Origin of the sequence: Acinetobacter sp. ANC 5378 (assembly GCF_013004315.1) — a bacterium.
Lineage (GTDB): Bacteria > Pseudomonadota > Gammaproteobacteria > Pseudomonadales > Moraxellaceae > Acinetobacter.
In genome coordinates, this window is record NZ_JABERK010000044.1 from 12574 (window position 1) to 27333 (window position 14760).

Sequence of the window (14760 nt, forward strand, 5' to 3'; positions counted from 1 at the left end):
TAATCGTTTTTAAAACTTTATTAGTACACAAAATAAACTGCTTTAAACTAAAAAATAAAACAGTCTATTTCATTTAAATCTTATTGGTTAAATTTCAGGATAGGAACCTGTGCCTTCTGGCCAAGGTGATAAAAGCTCAAAACCAGTATCAGTCACAACCACCATATGTTCCCATTGTGCAGTTAAAGAACGATCTGCTGTCACTACTGTCCAGCCATCTTTAAGTTCTTTTACACGCGGTTTACCGGCATTGACCATCGGTTCAATGGTAAAGACCATGCCTTTTTTAAGTTGAAGCCCCTGACCCGGTTGACCATAATGCAAAACATTCGGTTGTTCGTGGTAAACCTTACCAATACCGTGACCGCAATATTCACGCACAATGCTATAGCCTTCACGATGTGCAACCGACTGAATGGCAAAACCGATATCCCCTAAAGTTGCACCCGGTTTCACTGCATGAATCCCCGCAACCATCGCTTCATAGGTGGTTTCAACCAGTTTTTTAGCTTCAGGCTTAACCGTACCCACGTAATACATACGACTGGTATCGCCAAAATAACCATCTTTAATAATCGCAACGTCAATATTGATAATGTCACCATCTTGCAAAATGGTGTTTGGCGATGGAATACCGTGACAAACCACTTCATTGGGTGAAATACAGGTGGTTTTGGTATAACCATAATAGCCCACATTGGCAGGAATCACTTTTAAAGTGTTTACAATGAAATCATTACAAATGTCATCCAGATATTCTGTGCTCACGCCCGGCTTGACATACTTCCCTATCATTTCTAAAACCTGAGCAGCCAAACGCCCCGAAATACGCAGTTTCTCGAGATCTTGCTCAGTTTTAATGGTAATAGTGGAAGCTTTCATTGCATCATCCTCATAAATAAGGCTTATGATTATAGACCTTTTACTGTTTTTTTGTTTAATTACAGTGCATAAAGCAAAAAGAGTTATGCTTTTTAAGGTTTTAATGACTGATTTACATACATTTAAACTGTCATTACAAAAAAATTTAACATTTGGTAAATTTTAAAAAGAGAAGAATATTTTTCCTTATTTTTTATTTTTAATTAAATAATCAACAATATAAATCTACCGAAATTTATCCAGTTGTTCATATATTTGTATATGCATATCAATAAAAATCATAACCTGCAGGAAATAAAGTACCAAAATGCTTTTCTATCCTCTAAAATTGCCTCTTTTGTTCAATCCATCTCCCCTCTATGACAAGTCTCCGTACAAGAGATATTATTGCCTTAGGTTTTATGACCTTTGCACTTTTCATTGGTGCCGGCAATATTATCTTTCCTCCGATTGTCGCTCAACAAGCGGGTGAACATGTATGGTTAGCTGCTTTAGGTTTTCTAATTACTGCAGTTGGTCTGCCTGTTATCACCATTATGGCGTTATCGCGTGTAGAAGGCTCCATCCAAAATTTAAGTTCACCTTTAGGTAAAATCGCCAGTCTGATTTTAACTATCGTGTGTTACTTAGCTGTTGGTCCTTTATTTGCAACTCCACGTACAGCAACCGTTTCTTATGAAATCGGTTTTTCTTCTTATTTTGGTACATCAAGTAGCAGCCTCCTCATTTACAGTGCAATTTATTTTGCCGTGGTGACTGTTGTATCTTTATACCCAAATAAACTGCTCGACACTGTAGGTCACTTCCTTGCACCTTTAAAGATCGTTTCTTTAGCCGTGTTGGGTATCGCTGCGTTTGCAATTCCTGCTGGATTCATTCCACCTGCAATTGATAACTACCTAACTGCTCCTATTTCTGAAGGTTTCGTTAATGGTTACTTAACCATGGACACTTTAGGCGCATTGGTCTTTGGTATTGTCATTATTCACGCGATTCATTCACGTGGTGTAACTGACAAAAAACTGGTGACTAAATATGCAGTGATCGCAAGCTTGATTTCTGGTGTAGGTTTAACGCTCGTTTATTTAAGTCTGTTCAAATTAGGTTTAGGCAGTCACGAAGTTGCTCCAAATGCAGCAAATGGTGCAGTGATCCTGCATGCATATGTGCAACATGCGTTTGGTGATGTTGGCTCTCTGTTCTTAACCGGAATGATTTTCCTTGCCTGTATGGTTACCGCCATTGGTTTAACCTGTGCATGTGCGGAATACTTCTCTGAACTGACTAAAATTCCTTATAAAATCTTGGTTTTTGTTTTGGTTGGCTTCTCGTTCATCATTTCAAACTTAGGTTTAACCAAACTTATTGCAGTGTCTGTACCTGTGTTAAGTGCAATTTATCCACCAGCCATTGTCGTTATTCTACTAAGCTTCTGCTGGAAGTTTTTCAATAGACCTGCTTACGTTGTTGCGCCAGTAACCGCGATTGCATTTTTATTTGGCATCCTGGATGGACTTAAAGTTGCAGATTTTAACTTGCCTGAAATCGTTCAACATTTACCTTTAAATGCACAAAATTTAGCATGGCTTATTCCATCTACCCTTGTGCTGATTATTGCTATTGTGATCGACAAAGTTAAAAAATAACTGAAAACTGAGGTCATTAAAATCAAGTTTTATCCAAACATGATTTTAAGCGTGATCAATAAAACCTCCTGTTTTACCCAAATAGAGTTTTATTGTTTACATCTCTTATTGGCACAGTTTTCTGTATATACCCCATTCTAAACGATTAACGATTCATCGTTATTTCCCGCAGTATCTTTTTCTTCAATATGCCGTACCAGTATGCGACTGGCATCAATATTGCTTCCTTATATCTCTATCTACTATTGTTGAATAAAGCTTATTTATGGCAAAGTGATACCATAGATCTTGGTCACTTTATGTACTAAAAATTACCTAATGTTTACATTTTGAAGTAAAACAGTAGATGAATTTATGCGCTAACATGGTTTTATTACAAAATAATGACATTTTCTATTGAAACAATATTAAATAAGCAGTACAACAATAGAAACTAATCTGACTAAAACAATTAGGTTTAGGTCAAAAAACCACAGGAGGTGTGGAGATGTTATCATTACATTTCAATAAAGAAATCTTCATTAACACTCTAAAAGCAAATAAGAACATGGTCACCTATTTAAGTACGACTGTTGCTCTGCTTGTGACACTCATTATTCATGGTTTAATTCAAGGCAATTTAAAACCTGAATACTTTATGTATGCTTTTATTGTTTCAGTGGCCTTTTATATTTGGGCTGTGGTCGATCAAAAGTATCGTCAGCAGAAACACAGCAAGTCTACAGAATAAAAGATGGGTGACTCTCACCCATCTTTAAAAAAACAAAGAAAAATTATAAATATTATTCAGTTATACACTCTCTTAATCAAAATCCCTTCAAACCCTTTATTGCTCCAAGCAACAACCCTGCTGTCGCTCCCAATTCTCCAATCACCAAAAAAACCATCGCACTGCTGAGCATCCATTTTGACAAATGCCATCGCCCCATTTGATGCGGCTGCTTAAATTGGTTGTTGGTATCTTTCAGCCAACCATGCAATACATAGCTTAAAATTGAAAAACTAAAAAAGAATAGATTGATCAATACAAAGATGAAGTTAAGCCCCTCAGCCCAGACTGAAAAAAATGCCAAAACTGCAATAATTAAACTGGCAGATGCATAAAGTAAACTGCTTCTATGCGCAATATCGACATAATAATGTGCCCGAGCCTGTTCAGAATGACGGATCTGATAATATTTCCATACTCCAGTCAGCATGCCGACCCAAAGAAAAACACCGCTAAATATAATTGCCAGCGAAACAGACTGATTTAAACTTCCAATATCCATTGATTTATATCCTTATTTTTAGAGTGCCATTCTGACTTTAAAGTCATGATTTGTGCAAGTTTCTTTTTTGAACTTGGGTACAGTGGTAGCACGTTAAATTCAATGCATGTTCTAAATATGAGTGTTTTTGAAACATTAGAAATCAGCTGTAAAGACGGATATTCCCTCAGTGGACGTTTTTACCAAAAACAAAATTCAAGTAAAAATAATCACCCCATTTTAATTTGTCCTGCAACTGGTATCACCCAACATTTTTACCAAGCTTTTGCAGAATGGCTAAGCACACAAGGTTACGATGTTTTAAGTTTTGACTTCCGTGGTATTGGTCGTTCTCTACATGGTCCTGTGAGTAAGTCTGAGGCCAGTATTGTCCATTGGGGACAGCTTGATATTCCTGCGGCAATTGACACCTTGTTATGCAAGACACAAGCAGAGCAAGTCATTTTACTGGGTCATAGTGCAGGCGGTCAGCTTTTAGGAATTGTGCCAAATTATCAAAAAGTTGCCAAAGTTATTGCTGTTTCCGGCTCAACTGGACATGTGAAAGATCTAAAAGGCAAGACTAAACTGCTCGCGCCGGTCATGTTCAATGTCATTTTCCCATTAGCACGTATTACCAAAGGCTATGGCCCGACCCAAGCGATTGGTATGGGGGAAAATCTGCCTAAAGATGTGGCTAAACAATGGGCTCAATTTTGTAGAAAACCGGGTTATGTCATGAATGCGATGGGTAAAACGGTATTTGAAGATTATCACGCTAAAATTGATTGTCCGATCACGGTGCTTTGGTCATCGGATGATGAAATTGCAACAGCTGCCAACGTGAAAGATTTACTGCGCTTATACCCCAATGCAGACACTCAAATGATTGAATTAAAGCCTAAAAGCTATGACCATAAAACGATTGGTCATATGCTGATGTTTAAAAAATCACATCAGAATTTATGGCCGGTGATTGCACAGCAATTGACTGTTTAAATTAGATTTAGATGGTTATTTAAAGGCTGCTGTGTTCTAATACACTCAGTTTGAGATGAGCCTCTTACAGTGTATGGGCTTGACCTATATACGACTAGCCCCTAACCATGGGGCTTTTTAATGTCTGAAATTTACTGCACGACAAAGATATTTTATTTGTCAGTATAAATTGTATTTTTCATTGCGCCCTTAGGTTCGCAAGCTATTTACGCAGCACCTCTTTTTAGCAATCGAATACAACATTTAAATAAAGAAAAACCCTTAAGTAAGGAGTTTTTCTTTGTGAGCAATAAATTAAAAATTACTCGTCAATCTCACTGTCCTATTGCTCTATCAATTTTTTCAAATCTGGATGATAACAGCGTATTTCACCTGTCGGTCCTTTAATATAGGCCAATATTAACTGTCCAGTATTACTAAACTGAAATGCACCTTGGTTAAAATTATAGTTCATATCATAAATGCCTGTACTTGCCAAAACCGTGTAAACAGGACCCTCATAGTCATATAGACCATTGAGTTGTACTTCCACACCATCTGCTTCTTCTTGATCTATTTTAACCTCAAGTGACTGCGTACCTTTTGTTAAGGTGATTGTTTCATTATCTTTCTTTAGTGAACAATAAGTATCGGAAGTGTCATGCACAAGATTCGCAGTTTCTAAATCATTTAATACATCTTTAGAGCAGTTAGAATAAAAATCATACAAAGGAGATAACTTGTTGCCAGGAACACATGCATTAAGTTTAATGTTCCATGTTGCAGTATCATCCTTAGCAAGTTTTGCAGGAATCTGGCTGACATTACCATCTTTAATCAAAAGTAATAATGCTTCAAAATCCTCAATATTTGGATTTTCTTCGATTGCAGACAAAAGTTCTTGTGCGACTTTAAACTCTGCCGAATTCAAATTACTAATCGCATTTAGTAAATCACGCTTCTCATCAACCGAATAACCTTCTTGTTTTAATTCAGAAATCAAGTTTTGAATACTTGTTTGTAGTCGGCTGATTTCTAGATCTGTACCAGCTGTATACCATGCAGACGGTAACAGCCCTGTCGCACTTGCAAGCATAATCGTAGTTAAGGGATTTAAATTCACATTTCCTGCTTTTTGCGCATAACCATAATATTTTCGATCAGCCTGTACTTCGATTCGACATGGAAACTGAAAAGGATCTATCTCTCCTTTCCATTGACCTTCTTCATCAGTCACGACATCAGATTTAAAACCGCTACCATTTTTACAGACGGCATTTACTTTAGCGTCAGCCAAAGGCTTGTTTGAAAAAGCCGTACCTGAAATCTCTGCATAAGTTTGTTGTGCTGGATTGGTAGTTAAATTGGATGTCGATGAATTTTGACTGTCGGAGCTTCCGCCACATGCAGACAATAAGAATCCTGAAAGCATCGCGCTAAGCATTGCCTGATATGTATATTTTGAGAACATTATGATGAACCTAATTTTTATTTTGTTTTTATAAATTTATGTAAAAAGTTTTTTATTCTAAAAAACGCCAAAATTCTATCATATTGATAAAATTTATAAATTAGTAAAATTAACCATTCATCTTAAATCTACATCGCTTTTTATATATGACAAAGTGTATCTTTTCTTACGAACATAACATCAAAATCCAGTTCAAAAAATTTAACCCCTTGTTCGTCGATTTGAGTTTTTAAAGAAGTATGAATAAGGTTCAACCAGAGAAATGTAAAGCACCTTATGATGCATTTTATGGATACGTATTACATTGATATTGTTTAGATTGTAGAGCCCAAATCATTTTTACGATCTGAGCATTAGCTTAAAGTCTATTTACTCAATAAAAGATTAGTTTGTCTCAATGTCATACACCCAATTTCGCGCTTGTTTCTCAGTCGTGGTTTCGCAAACATAGTAGTCATGATCCCAAGCGTCTGGATGGAAGATTTCACGTTTGTGATAAGTCACTTGTTTCCCTCTTTCAACACAAACAAAGTTTTCGCCTTGGTCTTTAACCTGCGTTCCATTTAAGAAACCGCCAATGCATAGGAAGCGTGATTGTTTTGCCATCTAACGATATCAACTTTTTAAACCACTGAATAATGCGGTGATTAAACGATTTATTTCTTTAGGTGTAAAGCATTAATCTAAACTAAAAGAATCCCTATTAATGATAGAAATTCTTGTCTTTATTATAATGATCTACTTTTTTCTAAGTAAACTTCTGTTGCAGTTTTAAAATATGCTTCTAGATCAAATTCTTCTTTTTTAAGCATACCTTCAGGAATATATTTTTTAAAATTATAATCCAGTAAATATTTCTGAAAATTGTGCCCTATACTCGTATTACTATGAAAAATAAGTAGGATTTTCTCATATAGGTTCAATTGCGACATCAACTCCTTTTTATATATCTCTAAATCTTCTTCCAACATATTTTTCTTTTGTTCTTCAATTAATTCAAAACAAAATAATAAGTTTGCATAATAATGATCTAATCGGGTCTGATGGCCACCTGCAGCCTTGTATTTTATTTCAGCTTTATCGCTAATATTTTTTCTTGGTATTAATTTATAAGCCTCATCAATCTTCTTATTCAAAGTTATTTTTCTAATGAAAAATACACTATTTAGTTCATCATATTCTTTTTTTAATATTTTTACTTTGTCTCGTGAGTCTTCACTATCTTTGAAATAATCTTTTAAAATTTCGATTTCTTTTGCATCTAAATGGTATTTACTTAAAGTTTCTTCAAGAATATTACCCGAACGCCCTCCAAAACCATAATAAAAACAAAGGTAAACCAACTCTGCTCTCATATTTGAAGAGCTGAGTTTCTCTGAATTTTCACCCGCTTTTTTTATTACCTTAATCATTTGCATCAATTCACGAAACATTTTTAGAATCGCTTTTGTTGACTGATATGATCCATTTTCGCTTAAACGAAAATCAAAACTTTTATGTTCTATTTCCATCATTTTAACATTATCACGATGAATTTTTAATAGATGAAAAAAGTGATCTTCAAATCTTTGTTTTTTTACACGATCAAGCTCTTGTTTATATGCTTTACTAGAAAAAAATACAGCCAATGCAGTTAATACCACAACTGCTATTGCTGTTGCGCCTGAAAAAAAACTCCCTAAATAGCCAATGTTTTCAATATATTCACTTTTTTCATCCCAAACTTCAAATGAAAAATTTTGCAAAAAAATACAAAAAAGAAACCATGGTAAGGCAATACACACAACAACAAAACTTAAATAACAAACTAACCTTAAGGTGTTCTTGTTAAAATTCATATTCATTATATAAAAGATAAGGGCTGATTAATCAGCCCTTATCTTATACCGCTTATTGCTTAATTAACAATAAATTAAGTTAACTGAGCAGCAGCAATTTTCTTAGTATCAACGTCTTTAGCAGCGTCTGTATATTCGCCCATTTTGTCGAAGCTTAGGTATTGATAGATGTCAGCTGACATGCTGTCAATTTGAGCTGCGTACTGTTGGTATTCTTCTGGAGTTGGTAATTTACCAAGTACAGCAGCAACAGATGCAAGTTCAGCAGAAGCCAAGTAAACGTTAGCGCCTTGACCTAAACGGTTCGGGAAGTTACGAGTAGAAGTCGATACACAAGTAGTGTTCGGAGCTACACGTGCTTGGTTACCCATACATAATGAACAACCTGGCATTTCAGTACGCGCGCCAGCTTTACCATAGATGTTATAGAAACCTTCTTCCATCAACTGATGTTCGTCCATACGCGTAGGTGGAGCAATCCACAAACGAGTTGACAATACGCCACCAGGAACTTTCTCAAGTAACTTACCAGTTGCACGGAAGTGACCGATGTTCGTCATACATGAACCAACGAATACTTCGTCAATTTTCACGCCTTGAACGTCAGAAAGAAGTTTCGCGTCATCTGGATCGTTCGGGCAGCAAAGAACAGGTTCTTTGATGTCGTTAAGATCGATTTCATACACTTTAGTGTATTCAGCATCAGCATCAGCTTTAAGAAGGCTTGGGTTAGCCAACCATTTTTCCATGTTCTCAACACGACGAGCCATAGTACGCGCATCGCCATAACCTTCAGAAATCATCCACTTCAACATAGTGATGTTTGAACGAAGGTATTCAGCAACTTTCTCTTCAGAAAGCGTGATAGAACAACCAGCAGCTGAACGTTCAGCAGAAGCATCAGAAAGTTCGAATGCTTGCTCAACAGTTAAGTCAGTTTCCATTTCTGTTAAGTCGATCTCAAGGATACGACCAGAGAAGATGTTTTTCTTACCTTTCTTCTCTACAGTTAAGTCACCCGCTTGAATTGCGTAGTAAGGAATTGCATGTACAAGGTCACGTAGAGTGATACCAGGCTGCATTTTACCTTTGAACTTAACAAGAACAGATTCAGGCATGTCTAGTGGCATAACACCAGTCGCTGCAGCAAACGCTACAAGACCAGAACCCGCTGGGAATGAAATACCAATTGGGAAACGAGTATGCGAGTCACCACCAGTACCAACGGTATCTGGAAGAAGCATACGGTTTAACCAAGAGTGAATAATACCGTCACCTGGACGTAAAGATACACCACCACGGTTCATGATGAAATCAGGAAGCGAGTGTTGCATTTGAACGTCAACTGGTTTTGGATACGCAGCTGTATGACAGAAAGATTGCATAACAAGGTCAGCAGAGAAACCTAGGCAAGCCAAGTCTTTCAATTCGTCACGAGTCATTGGACCTGTTGTATCTTGCGAACCAACAGTTGTCATACGTGGTTCACAGTAAGTACCTGGAAGTACACCTTGACCTTCAGGAAGACCACAAGCGCGACCCACCATTTTCTGTGCTTGAGTAAAGCCTTTGCCAGTTGCAGCAGGTTGAACCGGAGTACGGAACAAAGTAGAAACTGGAAGACCTAAAGCTTCACGCGCTTTAGTAGTCAAACCACGACCAACGATTAGGTTGATACGACCACCCGCACGAACTTCGTCAAGAAGAACTGGAGTTTTAAGGTCAGCTTCAGCAATTACCGCACCGTCTTTAGACGCAGTAACTTTTGCAGCAGCATGATCAATCTTAAGAACGATTTCATCGCCCATGTTCATGTTAGCAACGTCGATCTCGATCGGTAACGCACCAGCATCTTCCATCGTGTTGAAGAAAATTGGAGCGATTTTAGAACCTAGGCAGTAACCACCGTCTTTTTTGTTCGGGATGTGCGGGATGTCATCACCAAAGAACCAAAGTACAGAGTTAGTTGCAGATTTACGAGATGAACCTGTACCAACAACGTCACCTACGTAAGCAACTTGGTTGCCTTTCGCGATAAGCGCTTTAATTTGGTTTAATGGACCAACTTCACCTGGTTTTTCAGGGTTGATACCATCACGTTCGTTTTTCAACATCGCATTTGCGTGTAATGGGATGTCTGGACGGCTCCAAGCATCTTGAGCTGGAGACAAGTCATCTGTATTTGTTTCGCCAGTTACTTTAAAAACTGTCAATTTAATTTCAGATGGAACGTCTGGACGTGTAGTGAACCATTCAGCATCAGCCCAAGACTGCATAACTGCTTGAGCGTTTGCGTTACCTGCTTTCGCTTTATCTGCAACGTCATGGAACGCATCAAATACAAGAAGGGTTTTTTTCAACGCTTCAGCAGCAAGTGCAGAAAGTTCAGCATCATCAAGCAATGCAACTAAAGGCGCAACGTTATAACCACCAAGCATAGTACCTAGCAAGTAAACTGCGCGTTCTTTAGAAATAAGTGGAGAAGTTGCTTCACCTTTTGCCAAAGCAGCCAAGAAAGCAGCTTTAACATAAGCAGCTTGGTCAACACCTGCAGGAACACGGTTTTCTAGCAAATCAACTAAAAATGCCTCTTCACCAGCTGGGGGATTTTTTAATAGTTCAACCAAGTCAGCTGTTTGAGCATCGTCAAGTGGCTTCGGTGGGACTCCGAGTGCGGCACGTTCTTCAACGTGTTGGCGGTAAGCTTCTAGCACGGTGTTATTCCTCTTTTTTAAAAAATTACCTGTGAATTCCAGCTTCTATAAAGCTTCACAAATAATATGGACTGCAAAATTTTACTAAAATTCCAGTTAAAAGTTAATGCAAGTAGAGTGTTTCTTTATGATGTCCATTATTTAGTATCTAAATGATGCCCATATTGATCACTCAATAATCAAGCCCACCCCAATGTACACCTTTAATGATGATAATAATTAACTTTTGACTAAAACTCATACATAAAAAAGGCAACCTAAATGTTGCCCTTTTTTTTTAAAGAAAAACATTCAACCTTAGTGGACTGTCGTTGCATTCATGTATTCACGTAAATCATCGCGACAGCCTTCAAATTTAACCTGAATTTCATCCTCATGAAGCATAGCATGCTCTGCGCTGGCAAATGAAATATGAACCTGATAAAGCTTCGTTTCTTGATCAATCATATGTCGAAGATAGACTTTATCGCCCAAACTGAGTACGTAGTGACTTCCGCCCATCACCACAACACCCTGTTCATCTTCTAAGAGCAAGTCTGCATTATGTAGATAACCCACAACGTCCATATAGCGCTCCTTAGTTTTTTTGTAGTTATTTTCATTATTCACTATTTATATAAGCTTTTCTATATTTATGATTTACTTAAATGTCACAATTTATGCTGACCATGCTTAGGCTATTTTCAGATGTTTAAATAACGATAAATATAAAAAAACCGTTCTTTAGAACGGCTTGTAGTCTGGCATTTTATCGTGCGGAGTCGCGATACATTTTTCTGTGATTTTTTGCTTGAATTGATTGCGGCTTGCTTGTGGATCTGCAGTAATTTCAGCTAATGGCAATGCATAGACTTGTTCAATAATATCCAAGATGAATGTTTTTGTCGTTGCATCTTCAATTTTATTGGCATGTGCTAATGCAGCTGCTTTATCAATTGCATTTTGACGATCATACATAATTGTATTTGCAGCATTTCCCACACTTGTACAATAGCCTTTCCACTGCTCTTCAGCAGTTAATGGTTTTTTTTCAGTACAACCCACCAAAGCAACCAACAGCATTAAAGTGAATAACTTATTCATGAACCTTCTCCTATTCCCTCTATCATAATCAAAGTTAAGGGAAATACGAAATAATGCTTCCTTTATATAGGGAAAAACCCGAGTTTAAACTTAAACAAAAGGCATAAAAAAAGCCTAATCTGTGTAGATTAGGCTATAAACTCTTTATTCTTTCGTTGGTAGCGGGAGCTGGATTTGAACCAACGACCTTCGGGTTATGAGCCCGACGAGCTACCAGACTGCTCCATCCCGCATCAACGAGTTAGCTTTATACGCCTTAAGCCATTACAAAGCAAACTTTATTCAGTTTTAATTGAAAAATAACGCATGTAGGCATTCATTGCCCTGTTTAAGTCCTAAATTCACCATCATAAAACCCATGAAAATATTAATAAGGACTGTTTAAAGTCAGTATGTAGATGTAGGTATTTTTTTATAATGCGTAAGATGACCCATCTGGAAAAATTTAAGTCATTTTTTCAAATGCAGTTCAAATAAAGTGGTTTAAATCTATGAAATAGTATCCAAGCATGACTTTAACGCGATAAAAAAATCATCAGAACCAAAAGATAAATTATTGATTTACTGAAAATAATTATTTACTTACAAATACCAGGTATAAAAAGCATCAATAGTTAAATATTAACTTGCACATTCTTAAAGATGCCTGTATTCTTTATCTCAACTAGAAAAATAGTTTTGTTCTGGTAAATCTTTTTGTATTTCGCAGTTTTAGTCATAATCCTTCGTTTTTCAGATTTAAAGTTCCATTCATATTTTCAAGTTAACACCCGGTTTTTAAATAAACCAAAAAATATTAAAGTTTATAGGATTGTATTATGTCTAATACTGTTAAAGGTACTGTTAAGTGGTTCAACGAAACTAAAGGTTTCGGTTTTATTCAACAAGAAAACGGTCCTGACGTTTTTGCTCATTTCAGCGAAATCGCTAACTCTGGTTTCAAAACTTTGGCTGAAGGCCAACAAGTTGAATTCAGCATCACTCAAGGTCAAAAAGGCCCGAATGCTGTAAACATCGTAGCACTATAATTCTAAAATTATTCTTACATCAGTAAGATAGTTTAAGAGTAAAAAGCGAGAGTTCACTCTCGCTTTTGCACATCTGGACATTATAAAAATACTTTTTTCTACCAATAAATAAAACCTGATTATCACTCTACCCTTTTAGATTTATCATTCTTTTAGCGTATGCTTTCACACATGAATTTTGTATAAACATTTAATTCGTAAATAGTATCTTTAATCATTCAAATAACTCATATTCTCAATCCAATCTTAATCATTCAAGCTCACAATCTTCTCATCAATTTTTATTTATATTTCTTTATTAGCCTGATTAGCTTAGGCAAGAGTGTATCTATATCTAAGTCAAACTTTTAAAAACCGCCCGAAGGCGGTATTAAACAATATAGGGAAATTCTTATAATTATCAGTTTTAAAACCGCCAGTTCTGAGAATACTATTTCAACTTCATTCTATTTGGCTATAAATAAGCATAAGTGACTGTTTTTAATTATAATGATTATTTGCAATACTTCGCACTAACTCATACTATCAGTCTACAAATACAATTCAACAGTCTACATATAGTCTACATTTTTTTTAATGACACCGTTTACCTTGCAAAAAATCAGCCCTCACTTGAGGGCTATTTCTTCTGGCCAAGCTTCACTTAATCTTTCGACATCAATTGCGTGGCCATCTGCTTTTTCTGCCATGCTTCGATATTCTGCTGTGCAAGCTTCGAGTAGCTCACTGTTGGTAATGGTGTACTCAATAATATCGAATGTCAGGTGACCCTATGAGTTTAACGCAGAATTATTTTAGCTGAACTGGCATATTGAGTATAAATGACGAAAAAATTTGTTTATAAATTAACTACAAAGAATTGATTAGAATTAGTACACTAATACCGTTTTCTATAAGACTTTGACAACACACTAAAGAGCTTCTGAATGAATATAAAATTTACTTTAATAAGCCTAACTACTTGCCTTGTAATGACTGGATGCACCACATTAGATAAAGCAATTTTAGGAATGCCACTTGAGAGAACAATTACCCCAGAAAGTGTAAAAAAATATAATTCACCTCAAGAATTGATTAATGGTGAAAGGCTTAATGGAGATTCGGCTGGTGTTGGTCGATTATATAAACCTAATTTAAATCAAGTAATAATCCCTTATAAATATTTTCAGTCATTATGTATTGCGCAAGGTGGAAGATTCTATCCAATTTTAATCAAGAACTCTCCATATATTGGAAGTTATGAATGTCAAAATAATAAAAATCAATGGGCTGTAAATATCGAGGAAACTTCACGTACTACAGATGGAATATATTTATCATCAAATGTTTTAGATAACACGACATTACGTATATATAAATCGATTAAAGAAGATAATGAAAAAGAAAAACTTAAAGTAATTCAAGCACAAAAAACACGTGAAATTGCAGCTCAACAGCAATACCAACAGCATTTGCTAAAGAATGCACCTAAAGCTAGTGATATTGGGGCTACTGTATGTAAGGACACGAATGTTAATGAATACACTGGAATGATTGTATTAGGTCAACCACAATATAGAGAAATTCAAAATGCTCGGGTTATTGCTAATTTAGAAAGTATGGGTAATGGTAACCAAAATATTAAACTTAATATTAAAGGATGGTTAAATCATAATGGCGGCATAAGCTCAGGTCCTGGTGTGGTTTACAATCAGACCCCTTTGGAATCAGGACGTGTAATATGGGATAACAAGAAAGATTGGTATAAGTGCAATTATTAATCAATATCTCTCATAAATAAGCCCTCACTTGAGGGCTTTTCCTATCTCTATCCACGCATCAACCTTGGCTGAGCAATCATTATATTTCGCCACGGTATCTATGGACCATA

General features: G+C 36.3%; 13 protein-coding genes and 1 tRNA gene. 5 read left to right on the forward strand and 9 right to left on the reverse strand.

What is annotated here, in order from left to right; genetic code table 11:
- Window positions 1-87 precede the first annotated feature (87 nt).
- A complete protein-coding gene (gene map, locus HLH16_RS09775) occupies window positions 88-882 on the reverse strand; it encodes a type I methionyl aminopeptidase (RefSeq protein WP_171529165.1) in 795 nt (264 codons plus the stop codon).
- 359 nt (window positions 883-1241) lie between these two features.
- Here map and brnQ point away from each other — a divergent pair, with 359 nt between their 5' ends.
- The gene (gene brnQ, locus HLH16_RS09780; protein WP_171529166.1) at window positions 1242-2528 is read left to right on the forward strand and encodes a branched-chain amino acid transport system II carrier protein; all 1287 of its coding nucleotides are present in this window, start codon (window positions 1242-1244) and stop codon (window positions 2526-2528) included.
- Between the two features lie 487 nt (window positions 2529-3015).
- Window positions 3016-3258 carry a hypothetical protein gene (locus HLH16_RS09785; protein WP_171529167.1) on the forward strand — a complete coding sequence of 81 codons (243 nt, stop codon included), beginning with the start codon at window positions 3016-3018 and terminating at the stop codon, window positions 3256-3258.
- A 76-nt stretch (window positions 3259-3334) separates the two neighbouring features.
- Here HLH16_RS09785 and HLH16_RS09790 read toward each other — a convergent pair whose 3' ends face one another.
- Window positions 3335-3799 carry a hypothetical protein gene (locus HLH16_RS09790; RefSeq protein ID WP_171529168.1) on the reverse strand — a complete coding sequence of 155 codons (465 nt, stop codon included), beginning with the start codon at window positions 3797-3799 and terminating at the stop codon, window positions 3335-3337.
- A gap of 117 nt (window positions 3800-3916) precedes the next feature.
- Between HLH16_RS09790 and HLH16_RS09795 the strand changes: the two genes are divergently transcribed.
- Window positions 3917-4777, forward strand: a complete 861-nt coding sequence (locus HLH16_RS09795) for an alpha/beta hydrolase family protein (protein WP_171529169.1) — start codon at window positions 3917-3919, stop codon at window positions 4775-4777.
- A gap of 322 nt (window positions 4778-5099) precedes the next feature.
- Here the strand turns inward: HLH16_RS09795 and HLH16_RS09800 are convergent, their stop codons facing one another.
- From HLH16_RS09800 to HLH16_RS09830, 7 genes are all read right to left on the reverse strand, one after another.
- Window positions 5100-6227: a hypothetical protein gene (locus tag HLH16_RS09800; protein WP_171529170.1), complete on the reverse strand. Its 1128-nt coding sequence runs from the start codon at window positions 6225-6227 to the stop codon at window positions 5100-5102.
- A 384-nt stretch (window positions 6228-6611) separates the two neighbouring features.
- Window positions 6612-6833: a hypothetical protein gene (locus HLH16_RS09805; protein ID WP_171529171.1), complete on the reverse strand. Its 222-nt coding sequence runs from the start codon at window positions 6831-6833 to the stop codon at window positions 6612-6614.
- 122 nt (window positions 6834-6955) lie between these two features.
- A complete protein-coding gene (locus tag HLH16_RS15930; RefSeq protein WP_171529172.1) occupies window positions 6956-8011 on the reverse strand; it encodes a putative phage abortive infection protein in 1056 nt (351 codons plus the stop codon).
- A gap of 128 nt (window positions 8012-8139) precedes the next feature.
- The gene (locus HLH16_RS09815) at window positions 8140-10779 is read right to left on the reverse strand and encodes a bifunctional aconitate hydratase 2/2-methylisocitrate dehydratase (RefSeq protein ID WP_171529173.1); all 2640 of its coding nucleotides are present in this window, start codon (window positions 10777-10779) and stop codon (window positions 8140-8142) included.
- Window positions 10780-11076: 297 nt separating this feature from the next.
- On the reverse strand, window positions 11077-11346 hold the full coding sequence (locus HLH16_RS09820) for a hypothetical protein (protein ID WP_067726239.1): 270 nt from the start codon (window positions 11344-11346) through the stop codon (window positions 11077-11079).
- A gap of 156 nt (window positions 11347-11502) precedes the next feature.
- Window positions 11503-11862, reverse strand: coding sequence for a hypothetical protein (locus HLH16_RS09825; protein WP_171529174.1), 360 nt, complete (start codon window positions 11860-11862; stop codon window positions 11503-11505).
- A 156-nt stretch (window positions 11863-12018) separates the two neighbouring features.
- Window positions 12019-12095: transfer RNA gene (locus tag HLH16_RS09830), tRNA-Met, on the reverse strand.
- Window positions 12096-12680: 585 nt separating this feature from the next.
- Between HLH16_RS09830 and HLH16_RS09835 the strand changes: the two genes are divergently transcribed.
- Window positions 12681-12890 (forward strand): cold-shock protein, encoded by a 210-nt coding sequence (locus tag HLH16_RS09835; protein WP_053577989.1) that lies wholly within the window; start codon window positions 12681-12683, stop codon window positions 12888-12890.
- 926 nt (window positions 12891-13816) lie between these two features.
- Window positions 13817-14650, forward strand: a complete 834-nt coding sequence (locus HLH16_RS09840) for a hypothetical protein (protein WP_062034526.1) — start codon at window positions 13817-13819, stop codon at window positions 14648-14650.
- Window positions 14651-14760 lie beyond the last annotated feature (110 nt).

Coding starts and splice junctions, on each gene's coding strand:
- map (WP_171529165.1), bottom strand. CDS start 882: ATGAAAGCTTCCACTATTACCATTAAAACTGAGCAAGATCTCGAGAAA.
- brnQ (WP_171529166.1), top strand. CDS start 1,242: ATGACAAGTCTCCGTACAAGAGATATTATTGCCTTAGGTTTTATGACC.
- HLH16_RS09785 (WP_171529167.1), top strand. CDS start 3,016: ATGTTATCATTACATTTCAATAAAGAAATCTTCATTAACACTCTAAAA.
- HLH16_RS09790 (WP_171529168.1), bottom strand. CDS start 3,799: ATGGATATTGGAAGTTTAAATCAGTCTGTTTCGCTGGCAATTATATTT.
- HLH16_RS09795 (WP_171529169.1), top strand. CDS start 3,917: ATGAGTGTTTTTGAAACATTAGAAATCAGCTGTAAAGACGGATATTCC.
- HLH16_RS09800 (WP_171529170.1), bottom strand. CDS start 6,227: ATGTTCTCAAAATATACATATCAGGCAATGCTTAGCGCGATGCTTTCA.
- HLH16_RS09805 (WP_171529171.1), bottom strand. CDS start 6,833: ATGGCAAAACAATCACGCTTCCTATGCATTGGCGGTTTCTTAAATGGA.
- HLH16_RS09820 (WP_067726239.1), bottom strand. CDS start 11,346: ATGGACGTTGTGGGTTATCTACATAATGCAGACTTGCTCTTAGAAGAT.
- HLH16_RS09825 (WP_171529174.1), bottom strand. CDS start 11,862: ATGAATAAGTTATTCACTTTAATGCTGTTGGTTGCTTTGGTGGGTTGT.
- HLH16_RS09835 (WP_053577989.1), top strand. CDS start 12,681: ATGTCTAATACTGTTAAAGGTACTGTTAAGTGGTTCAACGAAACTAAA.
- HLH16_RS09840 (WP_062034526.1), top strand. CDS start 13,817: ATGAATATAAAATTTACTTTAATAAGCCTAACTACTTGCCTTGTAATG.